At 73.2% G+C, this 22,814-nt stretch carries 22 protein-coding genes and 1 pseudogene; 8 read left to right on the top strand and 15 right to left on the bottom strand.

The window, feature by feature from the left end; translation table 11 throughout:
* The first annotated feature begins 62 nt into the window (after nucleotides 1-62).
* Nucleotides 63-605, top strand: a complete 543-nt coding sequence (locus ACZ42X_RS09650) for a bacterial proteasome activator family protein (RefSeq protein WP_361425696.1) — start codon at nucleotides 63-65, stop codon at nucleotides 603-605.
* A 90-nt stretch (nucleotides 606-695) separates the two neighbouring features.
* Here the strand turns inward: ACZ42X_RS09650 and ACZ42X_RS09645 are convergent, their stop codons facing one another.
* From ACZ42X_RS09645 to pdhA, 7 genes and pseudogenes are all read right to left on the bottom strand, one after another.
* Nucleotides 696-1,676: an NAD(P)H-quinone oxidoreductase gene (locus ACZ42X_RS09645; RefSeq protein ID WP_468286291.1), complete on the bottom strand. Its 981-nt coding sequence runs from the start codon at nucleotides 1,674-1,676 to the stop codon at nucleotides 696-698.
* Nucleotides 1,677-1,723: 47 nt separating this feature from the next.
* Nucleotides 1,724-2,782, bottom strand: a complete 1,059-nt coding sequence (locus ACZ42X_RS09640) for a potassium channel family protein (RefSeq protein WP_468287462.1) — start codon at nucleotides 2,780-2,782, stop codon at nucleotides 1,724-1,726.
* 20 nt (nucleotides 2,783-2,802) lie between these two features.
* Nucleotides 2,803-4,125 (bottom strand): annotated as a pseudogene (locus ACZ42X_RS09635) (molybdopterin molybdotransferase MoeA); the annotation flags it as partial.
* Nucleotides 4,101-4,943, bottom strand: coding sequence for an NTP transferase domain-containing protein (locus tag ACZ42X_RS09630; RefSeq protein ID WP_468286288.1), 843 nt, complete (start codon nucleotides 4,941-4,943; stop codon nucleotides 4,101-4,103). The pseudogene ACZ42X_RS09635 and the gene ACZ42X_RS09630, both read right to left, overlap by 25 nt.
* 100 nt (nucleotides 4,944-5,043) lie before the next feature.
* Complete coding sequence (locus ACZ42X_RS09625) at nucleotides 5,044-6,393, bottom strand: dihydrolipoamide acetyltransferase family protein (protein WP_468286285.1); 1,350 nt, start codon at nucleotides 6,391-6,393, stop codon at nucleotides 5,044-5,046.
* Nucleotides 6,393-7,418, bottom strand: coding sequence for an alpha-ketoacid dehydrogenase subunit beta (locus ACZ42X_RS09620; RefSeq protein WP_468286282.1), 1,026 nt, complete (start codon nucleotides 7,416-7,418; stop codon nucleotides 6,393-6,395). Before ACZ42X_RS09620 ends, ACZ42X_RS09625 begins: the two co-directional genes overlap by 1 nt.
* On the bottom strand, nucleotides 7,418-8,551 hold the full coding sequence (gene pdhA / locus ACZ42X_RS09615) for a pyruvate dehydrogenase (acetyl-transferring) E1 component subunit alpha (protein WP_468286279.1): 1,134 nt from the start codon (nucleotides 8,549-8,551) through the stop codon (nucleotides 7,418-7,420). Before pdhA ends, ACZ42X_RS09620 begins: the two co-directional genes overlap by 1 nt.
* 183 nt (nucleotides 8,552-8,734) lie before the next feature.
* Here pdhA and ACZ42X_RS09610 point away from each other — a divergent pair, with 183 nt between their 5' ends.
* Nucleotides 8,735-9,274, top strand: a complete 540-nt coding sequence (locus tag ACZ42X_RS09610) for an Lrp/AsnC family transcriptional regulator (RefSeq protein ID WP_361425720.1) — start codon at nucleotides 8,735-8,737, stop codon at nucleotides 9,272-9,274.
* A 1-nt stretch (nucleotide 9,275) separates the two neighbouring features.
* Here ACZ42X_RS09610 and ACZ42X_RS09605 read toward each other — a convergent pair whose 3' ends face one another.
* Entirely contained in the window at nucleotides 9,276-9,878 is a 603-nt protein-coding gene (locus ACZ42X_RS09605; RefSeq protein WP_468286276.1) for a TetR/AcrR family transcriptional regulator, read from the bottom strand.
* Nucleotides 9,875-11,398, bottom strand: coding sequence for a 3-hydroxyacyl-CoA dehydrogenase (locus tag ACZ42X_RS09600; RefSeq protein ID WP_468287459.1), 1,524 nt, complete (start codon nucleotides 11,396-11,398; stop codon nucleotides 9,875-9,877). The genes ACZ42X_RS09605 and ACZ42X_RS09600 overlap by 4 nt, the downstream gene beginning before the upstream one ends.
* Before the next feature lie 270 nt (nucleotides 11,399-11,668).
* Here ACZ42X_RS09600 and paaN point away from each other — a divergent pair, with 270 nt between their 5' ends.
* Nucleotides 11,669-13,363 (top strand): phenylacetic acid degradation protein PaaN, encoded by a 1,695-nt coding sequence (gene paaN, locus ACZ42X_RS09595; RefSeq protein ID WP_468286274.1) that lies wholly within the window; start codon nucleotides 11,669-11,671, stop codon nucleotides 13,361-13,363.
* Nucleotides 13,364-13,373: 10 nt separating this feature from the next.
* On the opposite strand, the gene ACZ42X_RS09590 is transcribed toward paaN, so the two are convergent.
* Genes ACZ42X_RS09590 through ACZ42X_RS09580 form a run of 3 tightly spaced genes read right to left on the bottom strand, consistent with a single transcriptional unit; the run spans nucleotide 13,374 to nucleotide 16,200 of the window.
* Complete coding sequence (locus ACZ42X_RS09590) at nucleotides 13,374-14,048, bottom strand: TrmH family RNA methyltransferase (protein WP_468287456.1); 675 nt, start codon at nucleotides 14,046-14,048, stop codon at nucleotides 13,374-13,376.
* A 26-nt stretch (nucleotides 14,049-14,074) separates the two neighbouring features.
* Nucleotides 14,075-15,325, bottom strand: coding sequence for an HTTM domain-containing protein (locus ACZ42X_RS09585; protein ID WP_468286272.1), 1,251 nt, complete (start codon nucleotides 15,323-15,325; stop codon nucleotides 14,075-14,077).
* Nucleotides 15,322-16,200: a DUF5819 family protein gene (locus ACZ42X_RS09580; protein WP_468286270.1), complete on the bottom strand. Its 879-nt coding sequence runs from the start codon at nucleotides 16,198-16,200 to the stop codon at nucleotides 15,322-15,324. Before ACZ42X_RS09580 ends, ACZ42X_RS09585 begins: the two co-directional genes overlap by 4 nt.
* Nucleotides 16,201-16,295: 95 nt before the next feature.
* On the opposite strand from ACZ42X_RS09580, the gene paaA reads away from it, so the two are divergent.
* From paaA to ACZ42X_RS09555, 5 genes are read left to right on the top strand one after another with little or no spacing between them, the layout of a single operon-like run.
* Nucleotides 16,296-17,258 (top strand): 1,2-phenylacetyl-CoA epoxidase subunit PaaA, encoded by a 963-nt coding sequence (gene paaA, locus ACZ42X_RS09575; RefSeq protein WP_468286267.1) that lies wholly within the window; start codon nucleotides 16,296-16,298, stop codon nucleotides 17,256-17,258.
* A complete protein-coding gene (gene paaB / locus ACZ42X_RS09570) occupies nucleotides 17,255-17,542 on the top strand; it encodes a 1,2-phenylacetyl-CoA epoxidase subunit PaaB (RefSeq protein ID WP_361425744.1) in 288 nt (95 codons plus the stop codon). Before paaA ends, paaB begins: the two co-directional genes overlap by 4 nt.
* On the top strand, nucleotides 17,539-18,264 hold the full coding sequence (gene paaC, locus ACZ42X_RS09565) for a 1,2-phenylacetyl-CoA epoxidase subunit PaaC (RefSeq protein WP_468286265.1): 726 nt from the start codon (nucleotides 17,539-17,541) through the stop codon (nucleotides 18,262-18,264). Before paaB ends, paaC begins: the two co-directional genes overlap by 4 nt.
* Nucleotides 18,258-18,785: a 1,2-phenylacetyl-CoA epoxidase subunit PaaD gene (gene paaD / locus ACZ42X_RS09560; RefSeq protein WP_468286263.1), complete on the top strand. Its 528-nt coding sequence runs from the start codon at nucleotides 18,258-18,260 to the stop codon at nucleotides 18,783-18,785. Before paaC ends, paaD begins: the two co-directional genes overlap by 7 nt.
* Nucleotides 18,786-19,847 carry a 2Fe-2S iron-sulfur cluster-binding protein gene (locus ACZ42X_RS09555; protein ID WP_468286261.1) on the top strand — a complete coding sequence of 354 codons (1,062 nt, stop codon included), beginning with the start codon at nucleotides 18,786-18,788 and terminating at the stop codon, nucleotides 19,845-19,847.
* Between the two features lie 74 nt (nucleotides 19,848-19,921).
* Here the strand turns inward: ACZ42X_RS09555 and ACZ42X_RS09550 are convergent, their stop codons facing one another.
* The 3 genes from ACZ42X_RS09550 to ACZ42X_RS09540 form a co-directional block, all read right to left on the bottom strand.
* Nucleotides 19,922-20,266: a rhodanese-like domain-containing protein gene (locus ACZ42X_RS09550; protein ID WP_468286259.1), complete on the bottom strand. Its 345-nt coding sequence runs from the start codon at nucleotides 20,264-20,266 to the stop codon at nucleotides 19,922-19,924.
* A gap of 122 nt (nucleotides 20,267-20,388) precedes the next feature.
* Nucleotides 20,389-21,153, bottom strand: coding sequence for a hypothetical protein (locus ACZ42X_RS09545; RefSeq protein ID WP_468287453.1), 765 nt, complete (start codon nucleotides 21,151-21,153; stop codon nucleotides 20,389-20,391).
* 148 nt (nucleotides 21,154-21,301) lie between these two features.
* Nucleotides 21,302-22,786, bottom strand: a complete 1,485-nt coding sequence (locus ACZ42X_RS09540; RefSeq protein WP_468287450.1) for a DUF2252 domain-containing protein — start codon at nucleotides 22,784-22,786, stop codon at nucleotides 21,302-21,304.
* Between the last annotated feature and the right edge of the window lie 28 nt (nucleotides 22,787-22,814).

Below are 22,814 nucleotides of genomic sequence, written 5' to 3'. Positions count from 1 at the left end.
TGGATCACCCTCCTCCAGGGGCAGACCGTGTGATGACGCACGTGTACGAGAGAATGGGCGCCATGGAGATGCCGAGGAATGAACGGTCGCAGGAGAGCAACCCCCACATCCTCGTAGTGGGGCAGGACGGGATGGCGCTCGGCGGCGGGGACGGCGACGACGAGCCGCGCGAGATCCCGGTGACCGAGATGGTCGAGCAGCCCGCGAAGGTGATGCGCATCGGCAGCATGATCAAGCAGCTGCTGGAAGAGGTCCGCGCGGCTCCTCTGGACGAGGCGAGCCGGGTCCGCCTCAAGGAGATCCACCGCGGCTCCGTGAAGGAGCTGGAGGACGGTCTGGCGCCGGAGCTGGTCGAGGAGCTGGAGCGCCTGTCCCTGCCCTTCACGGATGAGGCGGTCCCGTCGGAGGCGGAGCTGCGCATCGCGCAGGCCCAGTTGGTGGGCTGGCTGGAGGGCCTGTTCCACGGCATCCAGACGGCGCTGTTCGCCCAGCAGATGGCGGCCCGCGCCCAGCTGGAGCAGATGCGCCGCGCGCTTCCCGCCGCCGCGCACCACGACGATGACGACCGCTCCCACGGCGCCATCCGCTCGGGCCCGTACCTGTAGGGCTTGTTCTGTCACCTGTAGGGCTTGTTGTGGACGGCGCTTCGAGGCCCGGCTCCCTTCACGGGGGCCGGGCCTCGCCCGTGCGTACGGTCAGGGGGTGACCAGCAGGACCTTGCCCACGTGGGTGCTCGACTCCAGCGTGCGGTGCGCCTCCGGGGCTTCCGGCATCGGGAAGGCCCGGTCCACCACCGGCCGCACCGTGCCCGCCGCGAGCAGCGGCCAGACGTGCTCCCGCACCGCCGCCACGATCGCCGCCTTCTCCTCCAGCGGCCGCATCCGCAGCGAGGTCGCCGTCACCGCCGCGCGCTTCGCCAGCAGCGCCCCGAGGTTCAGCTCGCCCTTGACGCCGCCCTGGAGCCCGATGACCGCGAGGCGGCCGTTCACGGCGAGCGCCTTGATGTTCCGGTCCAGGTACTTGGCGCCCATGATGTCGAGGATGACGTCCGCGCCCGCGCCGTCCGTGGCCTTCTTGATCTCCTCGACGAAGTCCTGCTCGCGGTAGTCGATCAGGATGTCCGCGCCCAGCTCGGCGCAGCGCGCCAGCTTCTCGGGGCCGCCGGCCGTGACCGCGACCCGCGCGCCCACCGCCTTCCCCAGCTGGATCGCCATCGTGCCGATGCCGCTGGAGCCCCCGTGGACGAGGAGAGTCTCACCCGGCCGCAGGTGCGCCACCATGAACACGTTGGACCACACCGTCGCGGTCACCTCGGGCAGCGCCGCCGCCGTCACCAGGTCCACGCCCTCGGGCACGGGGAGCACCTGCCCCACCGGCGCGACGACCTTCTCCGCGTAGCCGCCACCGGCCAGCAGCGCGCACACCTCGTCGCCGACGGCCCACCCCGCGACGCCGGGGCCGAGCGCCGCCACGCGCCCGGAGCATTCGAGCCCCGGGTACGGGGAAGTCCCGGGCGGCGGGTCGTAGTAGCCCTGCCGCTGGAGCAGGTCGGCTCGGTTGACGGCGCCGGCGGCCACCTCGATGAGGATCTCGCCCTCGCCCGGCACGGGATCGGGCACCTCGGCCCAGACGAGCGCCTCTGGTCCACCTGGTTCCGGAATCGTGATCGCATGCATGGCGGCGACGCTACTCCTGCTCCCCTCCCGTCGCTCCGGGGCCGCCGCTACTCCGGCGGCGTGCTCAGCGGTGTGACGGGCTTGGCCCGGACGATCGTGATCACCCGGTCCGTCAGCTGGAGCGGGCTCGCCTCCGGGTCGTCGTACCCCAGCAGCCGGTGCCCGCGCAGCACGCTGACCACCAGGTCGTCGGTCTCCCGCACGCTCTTGCCGACCTCGGCCTTTATCACCGGCCGCTCGACCAGGTCGAGGCCGCTGCCCGACTGGATCAGGTCCTCCATCACCGTGCCCGCGCTCGGGCTCAGCACCGACAGGCCGAGCAGCCGGCCCGCCGCGCTGGCGCTGGTGATCACGGCGTCCGCGCCCGACTGGCGCAGCAAGGGCGCGTTCTCCTCCTCGCGGACAGTGGCGACGATCTTGGCGCCGCGGTTGAGCTGGCGCGCCGTCAGGGTGACCAGCACCGCCGTGTCGTCGCGCTGCGTCGCCACCACGATCTGGCGCGCCCGCTGTACCTCGGCTCTCAGCAGGACGTCGCTGCGGGTCGCGTCGCCGACGACCCCGACGAGCCCGTCGCTGTTGGCGGTCTCGATCACCTTGTCGCTCGGGTCGACGATGACGATCCGCTCCTTCTTCAGACCGGTCGCGCAGAGCGTCTGGACCGCCGAGCGGCCCTTCGTACCGAATCCGACGATGACGGTGTGGTCGCGCAACGTGGACCTCCAGCGGTTCAGCCGCCACTCCTCCCGGGTGCGCTCGGTGAGGACCTCGAGAGTGGTGCCGACGAGAATGATCAGGAACAGCACGCGCAGCGGCGTCACCAGCAGCACATTGACAAGCCGCGCGCTGCCGCTGTGCGGGACGATGTCGCCGTATCCGGTCGTGGACAGCGTCACGGTGGCGTAGTAGACGGCGTCGAGGACGCCGACCTTCCCGTCGGCGTTGTCGTGGTAGCCGTGTCGGTCCACGACGACGATGAAGACGGTCAGCGCGAGGACGCACAGGGCCATCAGCAGCCGCTTGGCCACCTGCCGCAGCGGGCGCTCCATGACCTGGCGGGGCAGCCTGATCCGTGAGGTGATCAGCTGCTCTTCGGCCCGCCTGGCCATCGCGTCATGGCCGGGAAGTTTCACGTGAAACACCCTTCGGTGGTCGATGGCCAGGGCAGGCCGAGGATCTCCAGGACGTCACCGGGCGCGGCGCCGCCCGGAGGAACGACCGCGAGCCCGTCGGCCGCCGCTATGCCGCGCAGCATGGCCGGGCCGTTGTAGTGCAGCGGCACGGCCTGCCCGGCCCGCCGCACGACCGGCACGAGCCGCGTGTCGTACGGATGGCCCTGCACCTCGTCGCGTACGGCCAGCCGGTACGGCTCCGGGGCCACGGCCGGGCCGGCGGGCGCGTGCGGGCCGGACGCCGCGTACGGCTCAGGGGTCGTGTGCGGCTCGGGGGCCGGTCGGCCGGCGAGGCCGCGCAGCAGGGGCTCGGCGAGGGTGAGCAGCCCGGACACGGCGGCGAGCGGGTTGCCGGGCAGCCCCACCAGGTGCGTGCCGGGGGCGAGGCGGGCGAGCAGCATCGGGTGGCCCGGGCGCACCTTCACGCCGTCGACCAGCAGCTCGGCGCCGGCCTTGCGGAGGACCGGGTGGACGTGGTCGACGGGCCCGGCGGCCGTGCCCCCGGTCGTGACCACCACATCGGCCGAGGACCCGGTGACCGCCGCGTACAGCGCCTCGGCGTCGTCGCCGATGCGCCGGGTGGCGATGACGTCCGCGCCGAGTGCGGTGAGCCAGGGGCCGAGCATGGGCCCGAGGGCGTCACGGATGAGCCCGTCGTGCGGGAGCCCGGCGGTGAGCAGCTCGTCGCCCAGGACGAGGACCTCCACGCGGGGAAGCTCGATGACCGGCAGGTCGTCGTAGCCGGCGGCCGCGGCGAGGCCCAGCACGGCGGGCGTCACGGGGCTGCCCGCGGGCAGCAGTTCGTCGCCGGAGCGGCACTCCTGGCCCCGGGGGCGGATGTCCTGCCCGGGCAGGACCTCGCGCTCGGCGTGCAGCCGGGTGCCGTCGGCCTCCGTACGGGAGTGCTCGGCGCGGACCACGGCGGTGGCACCCCGCGGTACCCGGGCGCCGGTGGCGATCCGTACCGCCGAGCCGTCGGGCAGCTCGGCGGCCGTGGCGTGACCAGCCAGCACGGAGCCGCTCCCGGCCACCGTCCACGGGCCGGGCCCGGCGACGGCCCAGCCGTCCATGGCCGAGGTGTCGAACGACGGCAGGTCGGTGAGCGCGACGAGCGGCTCGGCGAGCACCCGCCCGAGCGCGTCTGCCGACGCCAGCCGACGGGACCGCGCCCGTCCCGCCCACCCTTCGCGGGCGGCGACGGCCCGGGCCTCGCCCCAGGGTGTGGCGCGGTGCCGCTCCTGCGCTCCCGGTCCGGTCATTCCTCTTCGGCTTCCTTCGCCCAGCGGTCGGCGAGCGCCGCGGCCCTGCGCGCCGCCTCGGCGACGGCTTCGGGGCCGTCACCGCCGGCCTTGGCCGCGGCGTAGCCGACCAGGAAGGTGGTGAGCGGCGCGGCGGGCCGGGCGACGCCGTGGGCGGCGTCACGGGCCAGGTCGAGGAGGAGGCCGGTGTCGACGTCCAGCTCGATGCCGAGTTCGGCCTTGACTGCGGTGATCCATTCGTCCAGCACGTGCCCATGCTCCCTGATGCGGGCACGGGCCGTGGAGATGTCCTCCCAGGTGTCGCAGTCGAAGGAGGCCAGCGGTCCGAGGGGGAGCCGTACGAGATCCAGCTCCTGAGTGAGCAACCGCAGCGGCAAACCGGACAAGCCGCCGTATTCCGTTGCCAACAGCGCGACTTCGCGCCGCAGGGGTTCGGTGCGGTACGCGGCGACGAGCGGCTGGTCGCGCCCCTCGGCGTCCACGGACAGCACGCCCTCGGCGGTCCCGTCCCGCAGGGCCTCGGTCAACTTCCGTACGCTGCCCTCCTCCAGGAACGGCAGGTCCCCGCTCAGGACGAGCACCGTGTCGGTCTCCACCTGCCGTAGCCCGGCCGCGAGAGCGGCGACCGGCCCGCCCCCGGGCGGCTCCTCCCGCGCCCACACCACGGGGCGTACGGTGGCCCGCCGACCGCCGACGACCACGACCCGCGGGGCCTCCCGGCAGGCGGCCAACACCCGGTCCAGCAGGGCGCGTCCGCCCACGCTCACCCCGGGTTTGTCCACTCCGCCGAGCCGCTTGGCCGATCCCCCGGCAAGCACGACAACGTCACATCGGGTCACCCCCTCAGTATTCCCCGGGCCGCGCGGGCCCCGGCCCCCGGGTCGGTGGGACGATCCGGGGGCCGTGCCGGCGAAGGGCGCTGGAGGCGGCCGGAGGGCGTCAGAGGGTGCGCAGCAGCACCGCGGGCGCCTCCACGCAGTCGGCGACGTACCGCAGGAACCCGCCCGCCGTGCCGCCGTCGCACACGCGGTGGTCGAAGGTGAGCGACAGCTGGACGACCTGGCGTACGGCCAGCTCGCCCTGGTGCACCCAGGGCTTCGGAATGATCCGGCCCACGCCGAGCATGGCCGCCTCCGGGTGGTTGATGATCGGCGTCGAGCCGTCCACCCCGAAGACCCCGTAGTTGTTCAGCGTGAAGGTGCCGCCGGTCAGGTCGGCCGGGGTCAGCGTCCCGGCGCGCGCCGCCTCCGTCAGGCGGGCGAACTCCGCCGACAGCGACTCGGCCGTGCGGCGGTGCGCGTCCCGTACGACGGGGACGACCAGGCCCCGGTCGGTCTGGGCGGCGAAGCCCAGGTGCACCGCGGGCAGGCGCACGATCTCGCGCGCCTCGGTGTCCACCGTGGCGTTCAGCTCCGGATAGCGGGCGAGCGCGGCCGTACAGATACGGGCCAGCAGCGCCAGCAGGGAGATCTTCGGGCCCCCGGCCGCGTTCATCGCGGCGCGCGCGGCCATGAGCTCCGTCGCGTCGGCGTCGACCCAGCACGTGGCCTCGGGGATCTCGCGCCGGCTGCGGGCCATCTTGTCGGCGACCGCCCCGCGCACGCCGCGCAGGGGCACCCGCTCGCCGGTCGCGGCGGGCACGGGAGCGGCCTCCGCGGGGGCGGGGGCGGGTGCGGTCCGCTCGGCGGTCGCCCGTTCCACGTCCGCGCGCAGGATCAGCCCGTCGGGACCGGAGCCGCGCACCTGGCGCAGGTCGAGGCCGCGCTCCCGGGCCAGCTTCCGCACGAGTGGCGAGATCACCGGCACCGGGCCGTCCGGAGACACCGGAGCCGCCGACGCCTGAGCCGGGGCGGGGGCGGGGGCCACCGGCGCGGAAGGCGCGGCGGCGGCAGGCGCGGCGGAGCCCGTCCGCACGCGGCGCCTGCGCGCGGCCGGCGCGCCCGTCCCGTATCCGACGAGGACGTTCCCGGACGCCTCCTCGGAGGCGGACGCCGCCTTCGATTCTCCGGAGGACTCGGCAGACTCCCCGGAAGACCCGGCCTCCGCCCCGACGGCCACCGTCAACAGCGGTGCACCGACGGGTAGTTCCGTCCCCTCCTCGCCGAACCGCGCGGTCACCACGCCCCCGTACGGGCACGGCACCTCCACCATCGCCTTGGCCGTCTCGACCTCGACGACGGGCTGGTCGATGGCGACGACGTCCCCGACCTCCACCAGCCAGCGCACGATCTCCGCCTCGGTGAGTCCCTCACCGAGGTCCGGCAGCTTGAACTCCAGCACCTGGGCCATCAGCTGTCCGCCTCCCACTGCAGTCGCGCCACCGCGTCCAGCACCCGGTCCACGCCGGGCAGGTGGTGCCGCTCCAGCATGGGCGGCGGGTACGGGATGTCGAAGCCGGCCACCCGCAGCACAGGCGCCTCCAGGTGATGGAAGCACCGCTCCGTGATGCGCGCGGCGATCTCCCCGCCCGGGCCGCCGAAACCGGTCGACTCGTGGACGACGACCGCGCGCCCCGTGCGCCGTACCGACGCGCACACCGTCTCGTCGTCGAACGGCACCAGCGACCGCAGGTCCACCACCTCCAGATCCCAGCCCTCCGCCCGCGCCGCCTCGGCGGCCTCCAGGCAGACCGGCACGGACGGCCCGTACGTGACGAGCGTCGCGCTGCGCCCGGTCCGCCGTACCACCGCGCGGCCGATCGGCTCCACCGGCTCCGGCGCGTCCGGCGACCACTCGGCCCGCGACCAGTAGAGCCGCTTCGGCTCCAGGAAGACGACCGGGTCGTCGGAGGCGATCGCCGCCCGCAGCAGCCCGTACGCGTCGGCGACCGTCGCGGGCGTGACGACATGGAGCCCCGGAGTCGCCATGTAGTACGCCTCGGACGAGTCACTGTGGTGCTCGACGCCGCCGATCCCGCCGCCGTACGGCACGCGCACCACGATCGGGAGCGGCATCGCGCCCCGCGTGCGGTTCCGCATCCGCGCCACATGGCTGATCAGCTGCTCGAACGCCGGATAGGCGAAGGCGTCGAACTGCATCTCGACCACCGGCCGCAGCCCGTACATCGCCATGCCGACGGCCGTGCCCAGGATGCCCGCCTCGGCGAGCGGGGTGTCCGTGCAGCGGTCCTCGCCGAACTCCTTGGCCAGCCCGTCCGTCACCCGGAAGACACCGCCGAGCGTGCCGACGTCCTCGCCCATGACGTGGACGGACGGATCCTCGGCCATCGCATCGCGCATGGCCCGCTGGAGCGCCTGCGCCATGGTGGCGGGCTTGGCCGCCGTCTTCGCCGCAGTCTTCGTCGCCGTCGTCATCACGCCTCACCCTCGGCGTCGAGCTCGGCGCGCAACTGTGCCGCCTGCTCCCGCAGTTGTGCCGTCTGCTCGGCGAAGACATGCGCGAAGAGGTCCATCGGGTCCAGCTCCGCGTCGGCGTTCATCCGCTCGCGCAGCCGCGCCGCCATGGCCTCGGCATCCTCGGCGGCCTGCCGTATCCCCTCCTCGTCGAGGAGGCCCCGCTCGGTCAGCTCCCGCTCCAGCAGCCGGATCGGGTCGTGCGCCCGCCACGCCTCGACCTCGCCGTCGCCGCGGTAGCGGGTGGCGTCGTCGGCGTTGGTGTGGGCGTCGATGCGGTACGTCACGGCCTCGACGAGCGTCGGGCCACCGCCGCGCCGGGCGCGGGCCACCGCCTCGGAGAGGACCTGGTGGACGGCGGCCGCGTCGTTCCCGTCGACGAGCCGGCCCGGCATGCCGTACCCGACGGCCTTGTGGGCCAGGGACGGCGCCGCGGTCTGCTTGGCGAGCGGGACGGAGATGGCGAAGCCGTTGTTCTGGACGAAGAAGACGACCGGTGCCTGCCAGACCGCCGCGAAGTTCAGCGCCTCGTGGAAGTCGCCCTCGCTGGTGCCGCCGTCGCCGACCATGGCGAGCGCCACCACGTCGTCGCCCTTGAGACGGGCGGCGTGCGCCAGGCCCACGGCGTGCGGCAGCTGGGTGGCGAGCGGGGTGCACAGCGGCGCGACCCGGTGCTCGCGGGGGTCGTACCCGGTGTGCCAGTCACCGCGCAGCAGGGTCAGCGCCTCGACGGGGTCGACGCCGCGGGCCACCGCGGCGAGCGTGTCGCGGTACGACGGGAAGAGCCAGTCCCGCTCCTCCAGCACGAGCGCGGCGGCGACCTCGCAGGCCTCCTGCCCGGTGGTCGACGGGTACACCGCGAGCCTGCCCTGCTTGGTGAGGGCCGTCGCCTGGGCGTTGTACCGGCGGCCGCGCACCAGCTCGGCGTACAGCCTGCGCAGCAGCTCCGGCGCGAACCCGGCCGCGGCGTCCGTGCCGAGCACCCGGTACGGCTCGGGGTCCGGGAGCAGCGGTGCGGGATCGGTGCGCGGCCGCCACGCCGGGGGCGGGGCGGGCCGGTAAGAGGCCGCACCAGGCAGCTCTTGGACCGTCATGACAGCACCTCCTCGTGGGAGCGGGGCATAAGACCCGAAGGGCGGCGCGACTGTGACGCGCCTCACCTACCGATTGTTCGGTCGTGGATGCATTTTGGCTACAGGCACCTTCAGCCTGTGGACAAACGGTTCTCCACAGCCTGGGATGAAGGCAGGTCGTCCATGGAGGAGAGGCGGGGGGGCATGGCAGCTGAACAAATGGCCGACGGCAGGCCGGACGGCGGGGAGCTGCGGCCGACGGGAGGCGAGCCGGACCAGGCGCCGCGCCCGCTCGACGCGATCGACCGCGACATCCTCCGGATCCTCCAAACGGACGGCCGCGCCTCGATACGCTCCGTGGCCGACCGCGTCCACGTGTCGCGCGCCAACGCCTACGCGCGGATCAACCGGCTCATCGACGACGGGGTGATCCGCGGTTTCACGGCCCGGGTGGACCACGAGCGGGCCGGGCAGGGGGCGTCCGCGTACATCACGCTCAAGATCGTGCAGAACTCCTGGCGCACGGTCCGTGAGAAGCTCCAGGCCCTCCCCGGAGCTGCCCACATCGCCCTGGTCAGCGGCGATTTCGACGTCCTGCTGCTGGTGCACATGCCGGACAACCGCACCCTGCGCGAGCTGGTCCTGACCAGGCTCCAGTCCATCCCGGAGGTGCTGTCGACGCGGACGCTGCTGGTCTTCGAGGAGACGGACCTGAACCGGCGGCTGCCGGCGGACGAGGCCTGACCTACGCAGCGCCCCGGACCGTACGCAGCCCGTCGAAGGCGAGGCGGGCGACGGTGTCGGCGAGCTGCTGGCGCTCGGCGTCACCGCCCGGCTGCGGCCGGTACCACTCCACCAGCGAGTTGATCATGCCGAAGAGCAGCCGGGTGGCGAGCCGTATGTCCACGTCGGCGCGGAGGTCGCCGTCGGCCGCGGCGGCCTTCAGCAGGTCGGCGACCCGGTGGTCGAACTCGCGGCGCCGCTCCAGCGCCCACCGCTCGGTCTTCGTGTTGCCGCGGACGCGCAGCAGCAGCGTCACGTACGGCAGCTCGTCCATCAGCACCTCGACGGTGCGCCGGGTCACGTACTCGACGCGCTCGATGGCCCGCCCGCGCGCGGCCCCCGGCTCGTCCAGGACCGCGAAGAGCCCGTCCAGGGCCCGGCTGACCGCGCGCCGCAGCAGCTCCTCCTTGCTCGTGACGTGGTGGTAGATCGAGGACTTGGAGATCCCGGCTGCCTTGGAGAGGTGCTCCATGGAGGTGCCGTCGTAGCCGCGCTCGTTGAAGACCCGGACGGCGACGGACAGCAGCGTCTCGGGGGTGTACGTGTCACGCCTGGCGGTGGTCATCGGCTGTCCCGGTCCTTCATCGCGGCCCTCTCCTCGTGGTCCTTGCGGGCGACGCCCAGACAGGGGGCATAACGTCCGGTCGGGTAGCGCTCGTGCAGGGCGCGCAGCACGTCGGCCACGTACTCGTAACCGAGCAGAGCGCCCCACTCCAGGGGTCCGGCCGGGTAGTTGACTCCCAGGCGCATGGCGGTGTCGATGTCCTCGGCGGAGGCGACACCGCGCTCGACCGCGTCGACGGCGAGGTCGACCAGCATGGTGACCGTACGGGCGACGATCATGCCGGGTACGTCACCGATCACCGTGACGTCCTTGCCGAGCGCCTGGAAGAGACCGACGGCCTCCTGCAGAGTCTCGGGCGAGGTGGTCGGGGCGGTGGCCAGGGCGATGCGGGTGGCGGTCCTGTAGTCGTGCGCGAGGTCGAAGTAGACGATCTCCTCGCCTTCGTACTCGAAGACCGCCTCACCGTCGGCGAGCGTCAGATGCCCGCCGCCCGGAAGGATGATGTAGTTGCCGCGCTTGTGGCGCCGGACCTTGATGCCCGCGTCCTCGATCATGCCGACGAGCGGCTCGGCGTGGCCGAGACCGCCGTGCACGGTGATCTTGGCGGGCGCCGGCGCCGGTGCCTCGGTACGCGGCCGGGGGCGCTCGGCGCCCTCGCCGTACGCGTACCAGCCCCGGCCCGTCTTGCGGCCGAGGCGTCCCGACTCGACCAGGCGCCGCTGGGCGAGGGACGGGGTGAACTTCGGGTCCTGGTAGAAGGCCTCCCAGACGGACCGGGTGACCGCTTCGTTGACGTCCTGCCCGATGAGGTCGGTCAGCTCGAAGGGGCCCATCCTGAAGCCGCCGCACTCGCGCAGGACGGCGTCGATGGTGGCCGGGTCCGCGGCCCGATCCTCGTACAGGCGCAGCGCCTCCGCGTAGAAGGGGCGGGCGATGCGGTTGACGATGAAGCCGGGGGTGTCGGCGCAGCGCACCGGCGTCTTGCCCCATGCCTTGGCGGTGGCGTACGCGCGCGTGGCGGCGGTTTCGTCGGTGGCGAAGCCGCTGACGATCTCGACCAGCGGGAGCAGGGGCGCGGGGTTGAAGAAGTGCATGCCGACGAAGCGGCCGGGCAGGCGCAGCGCCCCGGCGATGGCGGTGACGGAGAGCGACGAGGTGTTGGTGGCGAGGAGGCAGTCGTCGGAGACGATCTCCTCCAGCGCGGTGAAGAGCTCCTGCTTGACCGCGAGCCGCTCGACGATCGCCTCGACGACGAGCGCGGCGTCGGCGAGGTCGTCGAGGCCGTCGGCGACCCGCAGGCGGGCGACGGCGGCGGCGCGGTCCTCCGTCGATATCCGGCCCTTCTCGACGAGCCGGTCGAGGCGGCCGGTGAGGGCCGCGGCGGCCTCCCGGGCGCGGCCGGGCACGGTGTCGTGGAGGCGGACGGGGTGGCCGGCGACCAGGGCGACCTGGGCGATGCCCTGGCCCATGGTGCCGGTGCCGACGACGGCGACGGTGCGGGCCCGGTCGACGGCCGTCACGCTCGCGGCCTCGGCGGCGCCCGGCTCCACGGCCGCGGCGCCCTCGGCGGCGGCTTCGACGGCCGTCACGCTCGCGGCATCGGCGGCTTCGACGGCCGTGGTGCCGGTGGGCTCGGCGGCCTGGCTCTCTGCCTGGTTGTCGGTCATGACAGTGATCCTCCCCGATGAGTTGTCCACAGGTTCGGGAGGCCCCCTTGTCCCGACCGATCGTTCGGTTACTCTAGCTCTGTCCGCCTGTCCCTGCCCAGCTCGACGAGGAGTTGGTCCGTCATGGCCGCCGCTCAGCTCACCCCCGACCACCTGTCCGAGAGGCACCGGCCCACGCTGGATCAGGCCCTCGAAGCGATCCGCACCCGCGCCTACTGGTCGCCGCACCCGGAGCACCCGAAGGCGTACGGGGAGGGCGGCTCACTGAGCGCCGCCGACGGCCTCGCTGCGCACCAGGCGGTGCTCGGCACCCGCTTCGAGCTGGACCAGCCGGGCACGGACGGCTGGACGGGCGGCGAGGTCTCGCCGTACGGGCCGGAGCTGGGCGTGGAGTACCCGCACGCCGACATCGAGGTCCTGCTGCCGGCGATGCGCGCGGGCATGGCCGCCTGGCGGGACGCCGGCGCCGAGACCCGCGCCCTGGTGTGCCTGGAGATCCTGGCCCGGATCAGCGCCCGTACGCACGAGTTCGCGCACGCCGTGATGCACACCAGCGGGCAGGCGTTCATGATGGCGTTCCAGGCGGGCGGGCCGCACGCGCAGGACCGCGGCCTGGAGGCGGTGGCGTACGCGTACGCCGAACAGACCCGCACGCCGCAGGACGCGGAGTGGTCGAAGCCGCAGGGCAAGCGGGACCCGCTGGAGCTGCGCAAGACGTTCACGCCCGTCGGGCGCGGCATCGCGCTGCTGATCGGCTGCAACACCTTCCCCACGTGGAACGGCTACCCGGGCCTGTTCGCCTCCCTGGCCACCGGCAACCCCGTCCTGGTCAAGCCGCACCCGCGCGCCGTGCTGCCGCTGGCGCTGACGGTCCGGATCGCCCGCGAGGTGCTGGCGGAGGCGGGCTTCGACCCCAACCTGGTGGCGCTGGCCGCCGAGCGGCCGGACGAGGGCATCGCCAAGGAGCTCGCCGTCCGCCCGGAGGTCCGGATCATCGACTACACGGGGTCGACCTCCTTCGGCGACTGGCTGGAGGCCAACGCCCGTCAGGCCCAGGTCTACACGGAGAAGGCGGGCGTCAACACCGTCGTCGTCGACTCCACCGACGACTACAAGGGGATGCTGTCGAACCTGGCGTTCTCCCTCTCCCTGTACAGCGGCCAGATGTGCACCACCCCGCAGAACCTGCTCATCCCGCGCGACGGCATCACGACGGACGCCGGACCGAAGACGTACGACGAGGTCGTGGCCGACCTGGCGGCCGCGGTCGACGGGCTGCTCGGTGACGACGCCCGGGCCAACGCGCTACTGGGCGCCATCGTCAACCCGGACGTGAAGGCCCGCCTGGAGGCGGCCGCCGGGCTCGGCGAGGTGGCCCTGGCCTCCCGCGAGGTCGCCAACCCGGACTTCCCCGGCGCCGTCGTCCGTACGCCCGTCGTGGTCAAGCTCGACGGCTCCAAGCCGGACGCGGAAGCGGCGTACATGTCGGAGTGCTTCGGCCCGGTCGCCTTCGCCGTCTCGGTCGACTCGACCGCCGACGCGCTGGAACTGCTGCGGCGCACGGTGCGCGAGAAGGGCGCCATGACGGTCGGCGCGTACACGACCTCGGCGGATGTCGAGCGCGCGGTCGAGGAGGTCTGCCTGGAGGAGTCGGCGCAGCTGTCGCTGAACCTGACGGGCGGGGTGTACGTCAACCAGACGGCGGCGTTCTCCGACTTCCACGGCTCCGGCGGCAACCCGGCGGCGAACGCCGCGCTGTGCGACGGCGCCTTCGTGGCGAACCGCTTCCGGGTGGTGGAGGTGCGCCGCCAGGCATAGGCCCCGGGATCTAGGGGGTGTCGATCTCCGCGTAGCGCTGCACCCAGGCGTGCATGGCGATCGCCGCGGCCGCGCCGGCGTTGATCGACCGGGTGGAGCCGAACTGCGCGATGGAGCAGACCATCGCCGCGTGCTCCCGGGCCTCCTCCGTGAGGCCCGGGCCTTCCTGGCCGAACAGCAGCACGCAGCGGCGCGGCAGCTCGGTCCGCTCCAGGGGGACGGCCCCAGGGAGGTTGTCGATTCCGATGATCGGCAGCCCCTCTGCGGCGGCCCAGGAGGTCAGCGACTCGGTGTCCGGGTGGTGGCGCACGTGCTGGTACCGGTCGGTGACCATCGCTCCGCGCCGGTTCCAGCGCCTGCGGCCCACGATGTGCACCTCCTTCGCCAGGAAGGCGTTGGCGGTGCGTACGACGGAGCCGATGTTGAAGTCGTGGCCCCAGTTCTCCACGGCGACGTGGAAGTCGTGGCGCCGGGTGTCCAGGTCGGCCACGATCGCCTCGCGCGTCCAGTACCGGTAGCGGTCGACGACGTTGCGCCGGTCGCCGTGGGCGAGCAGCTCGGGGTCGTACCGCTCGCCCTGCGGCCACGGCAGGGGGTGCGGGCCGACGCCGATCTCGGGGCCGTAGCCCTCGTCGTACTGGACGGGCTGGAGGGGGACCTCGCTGGTCTCGCCGGTCTGGCTGATCTCGCTGGTCTGGCTGGTCTGGCTGGTCACCCCACGAGGGTACGGGGGGCGGGCGGCGCGTCGGCGGGCCGCTGCTCGGCCGGCGGGCGCTTCGAGCGGGGCAGCAGCCGCTCCCGGCCCCGGCTGACCCGTGCGCCCAGCCAGACCAGGAAGGCGGTCGGCAGGAAGACGGCGTCCGCGGTGATCATCGCGAGCGAGAAGAACGGCAGCCCGAGCAGCAGCGCGATCCCCGCGTGCTCCAGCATCATCGCGACCAGCAGGACGTTCTTGACGCGCCGGTTGAAGAGCGTGAAGGGGAAGGCGACCTGCACGATCACCGTGCCGTACGTCACCAGCATCACGATCACGCCGCTGCCGGCGAGGACGTCGGAGAGGAACGGCCAGGGCGTGAAGTAGTCCAGCTGGAGCGGGTAGTACAGCGCGGTGCCGTCCTGCCAGCGCGAGCCCTGGATCTTGTACCAGCCGGCGGTGGCGTAGATCAGGCACACCTCGGCCATGATCACGGCGAGCGTGGCGTTGTGGGCGAGGTTGGCGAAGGCGTCGAGCAGGACGCGCGGCTCGCCGGGCGCGTACCGGCACACCAGCCACCACAGGCCCTGCGCCGCCCACAGGAGCCACAGCAGCACCAGGAGCCAGGTCTCGCCGGTGCGGTCGCTGAGGACGGTCGCGGCGACCAGGGGGATGACGAGCACCGTCCAGAGCGCGGGGCCGACGGGGTCGCGGCGGAAGCCCGTGCCCGCGGCTTCTCGGGCGGCGCGGCGGGCGCGGCGGGCGTCGAGGGACCAGACCTGTCCGCAGCGGGTGAGGACGAGGTAGATGGCCATGAGGTGGACGACGTTGTCGCCGCCGTCGCCCATGAAGATGGAGCGGTTCTGCAGCGACAGGACCCCGGCCATGAAGAGCACCGACACCGTGCGGGTGCGCCAGCCGATCAGCAGCAGCACGCTGGAGAGCATGGCGACCGCGTACACGATCTCGAACCAGACCGTGCTGTCCGACCACATCAGGACGGTGAAGGAGTGGTTCTGCGCGATCAGCTCCTGGCCCATCTCCCAGGCCCAGGGACCCTCGGGTCCGTACAGCTCATGGCGGTGGGGGAACTCCCGCAGCAGGAAGAAGAACCAGGTGGCCGCGAAGCCGATGCGGATGATCGCGGACTGGTACGGGCCGAGGGCCGTGGCGGTGACGCGCTGGACGGCGCGGGCGAGCCGGCGGTCGAGCGTCTGGGGAGCGCGGACCGGGGCGGAGGCCGGGGACGTGGCGGGGGTCTGGTTCACCGGTGCGCCTCCGTACGGCCGTTGTCGACGCCTGCGGGCAGGTCGGCGGCGGTCACCGTCCACCAGGGGAGCGTGCGGTAGTAGGCGCGGGTGTCGGTCTTCTCCTCGCTCCAGGGCGGGGCCCCGACGGCCCGGGTGGAGCTGCGCACTTGTATGCGGTCGACGCGGCCACCGAGGTCGTGGGCCTCCAGACGGAGCATCGTGATGCGCCGGATGTAGCGCTCGGAGAGCCGGCCGCGCATGCCGTTCGCGCGGTTGTCGGCGGTGTGCGAGTTGGCGTAGAAGTCCCAGCCGCGGCGCAGCTGGTTCTGGTCCACGTGGCTCGGGGCGAGGTTGCCCCGGATGGCCTCGCCGTCGTCGGCGCTGAGGTCGATCCACTCGGTGGTCCGGCGGCTGCCGTCGGGGCGTATGACCTCGGCGCGGGCGTGGACGGCGATGTTCTGCTGGAGCGGGTTGGGCGCGAAGAGCTTCCAGTTCTGCTCGAACTCGGGGAAGACCCACTGGTCGACCGCCTCGCCGTGCTGCTTCGTGAGCGTGTTCGACGGCGCGACGTGCAGGAACACCATGGCCACGTGGTAGCAGGCGAAGACGGCGACGACCGCGACGGCGACGGAGGCGACGACTTGGTACGGCAGCGAGAGCCCGGCTATGCCCGCCTGCACCCGGCGCCCGGCGCCGGAGGCGGAGCCTGCGTCGGCGTCGGGGGCGGGTTCCGCGTCGGGGGCGGAGCCGGGAGCGGGTTCCGCGTCGGCGGGGACGGGGTCGGCAGGTCGGGGGGCAGCCGCGGTGCTGGTCACCGGGTGCGCGGCGGGCTCGGTGTGCCCGCGCTCCTTGTCGTACGAGTCCATCCCGCCCCGATCCGCATCCATCCGCATCGATCCACCGCAGTTATCCACAGGGTTGACACCTTACGGGCCGCCGACTCACCATTGAAGTCATTCAACCGAACGATCGGTCGGTAGGGGGCCCGATGACGGCAGTGACCACGGACACGCAGGGCGCGCAGGAGGCGTACGAGGCGGCCTTCGACGCCGCCGTGGCCGCCGACGAGCGGATCGAGCCGCGCGACTGGATGCCGGAGGCGTACCGCGCCTCTCTCGTCCGGCAGATCGCGCAGCACGCCCACTCCGAGATCATCGGCATGCAGCCCGAGGCGAACTGGATCACGCGCGCGCCCTCGCTGCGGCGCAAGGCGATCCTCATGGCCAAGGTGCAGGACGAGGCCGGTCACGGCCTGTACCTCTACAGCGCCGCGGAGACGCTCGGCGTCAGCCGCGACGAGCTGCTCGACAAGCTGCACTCGGGCCGCCAGAAGTACTCGTCGATCTTCAACTACCCCACGTTGACCTGGGCCGACGTCGGCGCCATCGGCTGGCTCGTGGACGGCGCCGCGATCACCAACCAGGTGCCGCTGTGCCGCTGCTCCTACGGCCCGTACGCCCGCGCGATGGTCCGGATCTGCAAGGAGGAGTCCTTCCACCAGCGCCAGGGGTACGAGTCGCTGCTCGCGCTCTCGCGCGGCACGCCCGAGCAGCACGCGATGGCGCAGGACGCGGTGAACCGCTGGTGGTGGCCCTCGCTGATGATGTTCGGCCCGCCGGACGACGAGTCGGCGCACTCGGCGCAGTCCATGGCCTGGAAGATCAAGCGGCACTCCAACGACGAGCTCCGCCAGCGATTCGTCGACATCTGCGTGCCGCAGGCCGAGGCCCTCGGGCTCACGCTCCCGGACCCGGACCTGCGGTGGAACGAGGAGCGCGGACACTACGACTTCGGCCCGATCGACTGGGCGGAGTTCTGGGACGTCCTCAAGGGCAATGGGCCCTGCAACGAACAGCGGATCACCCAGCGGCGGCGGGCGCACGAAGAGGGCGCCTGGGTCAGGGAAGCGGCGGCGGCGTACGCCGCGAAGCACGGAGAGGCGACGGCATGACGACCAGCGACTGGCCGCTGTGGGAGGTGTTCGTGCGCTCGCGCCGCGGGCTGTCCCACACTCACGCGGGAAGCCTGCACGCGCCGGACGCGGAGCTCGCCCTGCGCAACGCCCGCGACCTGTACACGCGCAGGAACGAAGGCGTGTCGATCTGGGTCGTGCCCTCCTCGGCGATCACCGCCTCCTCGCCGGACGAGAAGGACCCGTTCTTCGAGCCGGCCGCCGACAAGCCGTACCGGCACCCGACCTTCTACGAGGTCCCGGAGGGGGTGAAGAACCTGTGACCGCCACCGTGAGCACCGCCGCGGCGCTCGCCCTCGGCGACGACGCGCTGGTGCTGTCGCACCGGCTCGGCGAGTGGGCGGGCCACGCCCCCGTCCTGGAGGAGGAGGTGGCCCTCGCCAACATCGCGCTGGACCTCCTCGGCCAGGCGCGCGTGCTGCTCTCCCTCGTCGGGGACGAGGACGAGCTCGCGTACCTGCGTGAGGAGCGGGCCTTCCGCAACGTCCAGCTGGTGGAGCAGCCCAACGGCGACTTCGCCCACACCATCGCCCGCCAGCTGTACTTCTCCACCTACCAGCGGCTGCTGTACGGCCGGCTGGCCGCGGCGGCGGACGCGGGCGACCTCTCCGGGCTCGCGGCGAAGGCGGTCAAGGAGGTCGCCTACCACCAGGACCACGCCGAACAGTGGACACTGCGGCTCGGCGACGGCACCGCCGAGAGCCATGAGCGGATGCGCCGGGCCTGCCAGGCGCTGTGGCGCTTCACGGGTGAGCTGTTCCAGCCGGTGGAGGGGCTCGACGTCGACTGGCCGGAGCTGGAGTCCGACTGGCTGGCGTCGGTGACGGCGGTCCTGGAGCGGGCCACGCTCACCGTGCCGGACGGTCCGCGCGGCGGCGCGTGGCGAGCGGGCGCCGGACGGCAGGGCCTGCACACGGAGCCGTTCGGCCGGATGCTCGCCGAGATGCAGCACCTGCACCGCAGCCACCCGGGGGCGTCATGGTGACCGGCACTGCGGACCGGACGGAAGCGGACCGGACGGCGTTGGAGGAGGAGCTGAGCCGGCTGGCCGGCTCGGTTCCCGACCCCGAGCTGCCCGTACTGACGCTGGAGGAGCTCGGCGTGCTGCGGGGGGTGCGCGTCCTCGCCCCCGGCCGGGTGGAGGTCGAGCTGACCCCGACGTACACCGGCTGCCCGGCCATCGAGGCGATGTCCTCGGACATCGAGCGGGTGCTGCACGACCACGGCGTACCGGAGGTCTCCGTGGTGACGGTGCTCTCCCCCGCCTGGTCGACCGACGACATCAGCGCGGAAGGGCGCCGCAAGCTCGCCGATTTCGGCATAGCGCCGCCCCGCCACCAGGGTGGAGGCGGGGGCGGGCCGGTGCCGGTGTCGCTCGCGATCCGCTGCCCGCACTGCGGATCGACCGACACGGAGCTGCTGAGCCGGTTCTCCTCCACCGCCTGCAAGGCGCTGCGCCGCTGCACCACCTGCCGCGAACCGTTCGACCACTTCAAGGAGTTGTAGATGTTCCACCCGCTCCGGGTGAGCGAGGTCGAGCGGCTCACGGACGACTCGGTGGCGGTCACCTTCGACGTGCCGTCCGAGCTGCGCGAGGCCTTCCGCCACACCCCCGGCCAGCACGTCGCCCTGCGCCACACCACGGCCCGGGGAGAGGAGATCCGCCGGACGTACTCGATCTGCTCCCCCGCCGCGCCCCCGGGCGTGGACCCCGTGCTGAAGGTGGCCATCCGGCTGGTGGACGGCGGCGAGTTCTCGACGTACGCGCTCAAGGAGCTCGCCGCCGGGGACACGGTCGACGTCATGGATCCGATGGGCCGGTTCCTGCTGGCGCCGCGCCCCGGGCGCTTCGCGGCGATCGTCGGCGGCAGCGGCATCACGCCGGTGTTGTCGATGGCGGCGACGGTCCTGGAGCGGGAGCCGGAGGCGCGGTTCTGCCTGATACGCAGCGACCGCACCGCCGCCTCGACGATGTTCGTGGACGAGGTCGCCGACCTGAAGGACCGGTTCCCCGGCCGGTTCCAGCTGGTCACCGTGTTGTCGCGCGAGGAGCAGCAGGCGGGGCTGCCGTCCGGGCGGCTCGACCGCGAGCGGCTGACCGAGCTGCTGCCCCGGCTGCTGCCGGTCGGCGAGGTGGACGGCTGGTATCTGTGCGGGCCCTTCGGGCTGGTGCAGGCGGCCGAGCGCGCGCTGCGCGGGCTCGGTGTGGAGCGCGGCCGCGTCCACCAGGAGATCTTCCACGTGGACGACGGGACGGCGTCCGCCGCCGTGCGGGCGGCCGCGATACCCGCGCACGCCACCCTGACCGCGACCCTGGACGGCCGGTCCGGCACCTGGCCGGTGCAGGAGGCGGAGTCGCTCCTCGACACGGTGCTGCGCGCCCGCGCGGACGCGCCGTACGCGTGCAAGGGCGGCGTCTGCGGGACCTGCCGGGCGTTCCTGGTCAGTGGCGAGGTCCGGATGGACCGCAACTACGCGCTGGAGCCCGAGGAGACCGAGGCGGGTTATGTGCTGGCCTGCCAGTCGCATCCCGCCACACCGGAGGTCGAGCTCGACTTCGACCGCTGACGCGCCGACGCGCCGGGGGACGACGGGCCGGGCCCTCGGCCCGTCCGTCCCTTCCGTTCCGTTCCGTACGGCTGCTACAGAACGAAGGGCTCGGTGCCGTTGTCCGTGACCATCGGGCGGCCGGCGTCCTCCCAGGCGAGCATGCCGCCGTCGACGTTCACGGCGTCGACGCCCTGCTGGACCAGGTACTGCGTGACCTGGGCGGAGCGGCCGCCGACCCGGCACATCACATAGGCGCGCCGCCCGTCGGCCACCGCTTCCGTCACCTCGCCGAAGCGGGCCACGAAGTCGCTCATCGGCACGTGCAGCGCGCCCTCGACGTGTCCGGCCGCCCACTCGTCGGCCTCGCGGACGTCCAGTACCAGCCCGTCGGCCGGGACGGACGCGGCGTCCACCGCGGGCAGCTGGGCGAAGTTCATGGGTCACGCCTTCTCTCGTCGCATCGAACGCACGTCACGTCTCACGTACGCCATCTGTCACGTACGCCTCGTGTCACGTACGCCTCGTGTCACGTACGCCTCGTGTCACGTACGCCTCGAACCTACTGCACCTGGCGCGTGAGCGCGGCCAGCTCCGTCTCGCGCTCGGCGACCTGCGCGAGCAGCTGCTCGGCGATCTCCTCCAGCAGGCGGTCCGGGTCGTCGGGCGCCATCCGGAGCATCGCGCCGATCGCGCTCTCCTCCAGGTCCTGGGCCACGATCGTCAGGAGCTCCTTGCGGCGTGCCAGCCAGTCCAGCCGGGCGTAGAGCTCCTCGCTCTCGCTCAGCTCGGCCGCCGCCGGCACCGGGCCGCGCGCCCACTCCTCGGACAGCTCCCGCAGCAGCGCCTCGTCGCCACGGCCGTAGGCGGCGTTGACGCGCGTGATGAACTCCTCGCGCCGCTGCCGCTCCTCCTCGTCGCGGGCCAGGTCCGGGTGGGCCTTGCGCGCGAGCTCGCGGTAGAGCTTGCGCACCTCGTCGCGGACCCGTACCCGCTTCGGGGGCTGCACGGGCCGGTCCGTGAGCATCGCGGCGGCCTCGGGGGACAGGCCGTCGGAGTCGACCCAGTGGTGGAAGAGCTCTTCGACACCGGGCATCGGCAGCACCATCGCCCGGGCCTCCCGCGCCTTGCGCAGGTCCTCCGGGTCACCGGTGCGGGCCGCCCGGGCCTCGGCGATGAGGGCGTCCAGCTCGTCCAGGCGCGCGTACATCGGGCCGAGCTTCTGGTGGTGGAGCCGGGAGAAGTTCTCCACCTCGACCCGGAAGGTCTCCACCGCGATCTCGAACTCGATCAGCGCCTGCTCGGCCGCGCGCACCGCCCGCTCCAGCCGCGCCTCGGGCCGCTCGGCCTGGCCTGCCTGGTCGGCCTGGTCAGCCGGGCCGGTCCGGGCGGTCTGGTCGGTGCTCTGCTCGCCGGTCACGTCGTCGCTCGGGGTCGTCACCCGACCAGCGTACGGGCGGAAGCCCCCTCGCCGGTCACACCCCCAGCTCCGCGGCTATCCGCCCGCTCCGGACCGCGGCGACCAGCTCCGCGTGGTCCGCCTCCGTGCGGTCGGCGTACGCCACGGCGAACCGGGCGACCGCGTCGTCCAGCTCGTCGTTCTTGCCGCAGTACCCGGCGATCAGCCGGGGATCGGCGCTGTGCGCGTGGGCCCGGGCCAGCAGCGCGCCGGTCATCCGTCCGTAGTCGTCCAGCTGGTCCGCCGACAGCGCCGCCGGGTCCACGCTGCCCTTGCGGTTGCGGAACTGGCGCACCTGGTAGGGCCTGCCCTCGACGGTCGTCCACCCCAGCAGGTTGTCGCTGACCACCTGCATCCGCTTCTGCCCGAGGACCACGCGCCGCCCCTCGTGCTCCACGCCCGGCGCGCCGAACCCCACCCGGGTCAGGTAGGGCAGCAGCGCCGAGGGCCGTGCCTCCTTCACCTGCAGCACCAGCGGCTCGCCCCGGTGGTCGAGCAGCAGCACCACGTACGAGCGGGTCCCCACGCTCCCGGTGCCGACCACCCGGAACGCCACGTCGTGGATGGCGTACCGCGCGAGCAGCGGCAGCCGGTCCTCCGGCAGCGTCCGCACGTACTCCCCCAGCGACGCGGCGACCGCCGCCGCCTCCGCGTCCGGCACTCGCCTCAGCACGGGCGGGGCGTCCACGAACCGGCGGCCGCCGTCCGCGCACTCCTCCGTCGACTTGGCGGCGAAGCGGGCGCTGGTGTTGGCCCGGGCCTTCTCCTCCACCCGCTCCAGCGTGCCCAGCAGGTCCCGCGCGTCCGTGTGCGAGACGAGCTCCTCGTCGGCGATGGCGTTCCACGCGTCCAGCACCGGCAGCCGGGCGAGCAGCCGCATGGTCCGCCGGTAGGCGCCCACCGTGTCGAACGCCGCCGCCCGGCACACGTCCTCGTCCGCGCCCGCCACCCGCCCGGCGAGCACCAGCGACGTCGCCAGCCGCTTGAGGTCCCACTCCCAGGGGCCGACCGCGGTCTCGTCGAAGTCGTTCAGGTCGATCACGAGCCGGCCGCGCGCGTCGCCGTACAGCCCGAAGTTGGCCGCGTGCGCGTCCCCGCAGATCTGCGCGCCGATGCCGGTGACCGGCGACCCCGCCAGGTCGTACGCCATCAGCCCGGCCGCGCCGCGCAGGAACGCGAACGGTGTCGCGGCCATCCGGCCGACCCGTATCGGCGCCAGCGCGGGAACCCGGTCCCGGCTCGACTCCTCCACCGCGCGCACCGCGTCCGGCCGCCCCTCGCCGAGGACGAGCTCGCCCTGCGCGGCCCTGGGCACCCGGGCGCGCAGCGCCTTGCCGCGCGCCTTCGGGGACTCGGCCGCCGCGCCGCCGGTCGCGCCGCCCGCCCCGGCGGTCCGCTGTGCGAACCCCGGCACCACCGGTATCCGCCCGCCGCCCTCGTGTGCCCCCTCGTATGCCTCGTCCGCCCTATCCGCCGCATCCGCCCCGCCCGCCACGTACATGACGTCCCTGTCCATCCGCACACCCCCA

This window comes from Streptomyces sp. NPDC030862, assembly GCF_055571835.1.
The sequence above is the reverse complement of the archived record's forward strand: the minus strand, read 5'-3'. Positions and strand labels throughout refer to the sequence as shown.

Bases quoted from the DNA above. Each gene is read 5' to 3' on its own strand.
- ACZ42X_RS09650 (WP_361425696.1), top strand. From the start codon at position 63: ATGGAGATGCCGAGGAATGAACGGTCGCAGGAGAGCAACCCCCACATC.
- ACZ42X_RS09645 (WP_468286291.1), bottom strand. From the start codon at position 1,676: ATGCATGCGATCACGATTCCGGAACCAGGTGGACCAGAGGCGCTCGTC.
- ACZ42X_RS09640 (WP_468287462.1), bottom strand. From the start codon at position 2,782: ATGGCCAGGCGGGCCGAAGAGCAGCTGATCACCTCACGGATCAGGCTG.
- ACZ42X_RS09625 (WP_468286285.1), bottom strand. From the start codon at position 6,393: ATGGCCCAGGTGCTGGAGTTCAAGCTGCCGGACCTCGGTGAGGGACTC.
- ACZ42X_RS09620 (WP_468286282.1), bottom strand. From the start codon at position 7,418: ATGACGACGGCGACGAAGACTGCGGCGAAGACGGCGGCCAAGCCCGCC.
- pdhA (WP_468286279.1), bottom strand. From the start codon at position 8,551: ATGACGGTCCAAGAGCTGCCTGGTGCGGCCTCTTACCGGCCCGCCCCG.
- ACZ42X_RS09610 (WP_361425720.1), top strand. From the start codon at position 8,735: ATGGCAGCTGAACAAATGGCCGACGGCAGGCCGGACGGCGGGGAGCTG.
- ACZ42X_RS09605 (WP_468286276.1), bottom strand. From the start codon at position 9,878: ATGACCACCGCCAGGCGTGACACGTACACCCCCGAGACGCTGCTGTCC.
- paaN (WP_468286274.1), top strand. From the start codon at position 11,669: ATGGCCGCCGCTCAGCTCACCCCCGACCACCTGTCCGAGAGGCACCGG.
- ACZ42X_RS09580 (WP_468286270.1), bottom strand. From the start codon at position 16,200: ATGCGGATGGATGCGGATCGGGGCGGGATGGACTCGTACGACAAGGAG.
- paaA (WP_468286267.1), top strand. From the start codon at position 16,296: ATGACGGCAGTGACCACGGACACGCAGGGCGCGCAGGAGGCGTACGAG.
- paaB (WP_361425744.1), top strand. From the start codon at position 17,255: ATGACGACCAGCGACTGGCCGCTGTGGGAGGTGTTCGTGCGCTCGCGC.
- paaD (WP_468286263.1), top strand. From the start codon at position 18,258: ATGGTGACCGGCACTGCGGACCGGACGGAAGCGGACCGGACGGCGTTG.
- ACZ42X_RS09555 (WP_468286261.1), top strand. From the start codon at position 18,786: ATGTTCCACCCGCTCCGGGTGAGCGAGGTCGAGCGGCTCACGGACGAC.
- ACZ42X_RS09550 (WP_468286259.1), bottom strand. From the start codon at position 20,266: ATGAACTTCGCCCAGCTGCCCGCGGTGGACGCCGCGTCCGTCCCGGCC.
- ACZ42X_RS09540 (WP_468287450.1), bottom strand. From the start codon at position 22,786: ATGTACGTGGCGGGCGGGGCGGATGCGGCGGATAGGGCGGACGAGGCA.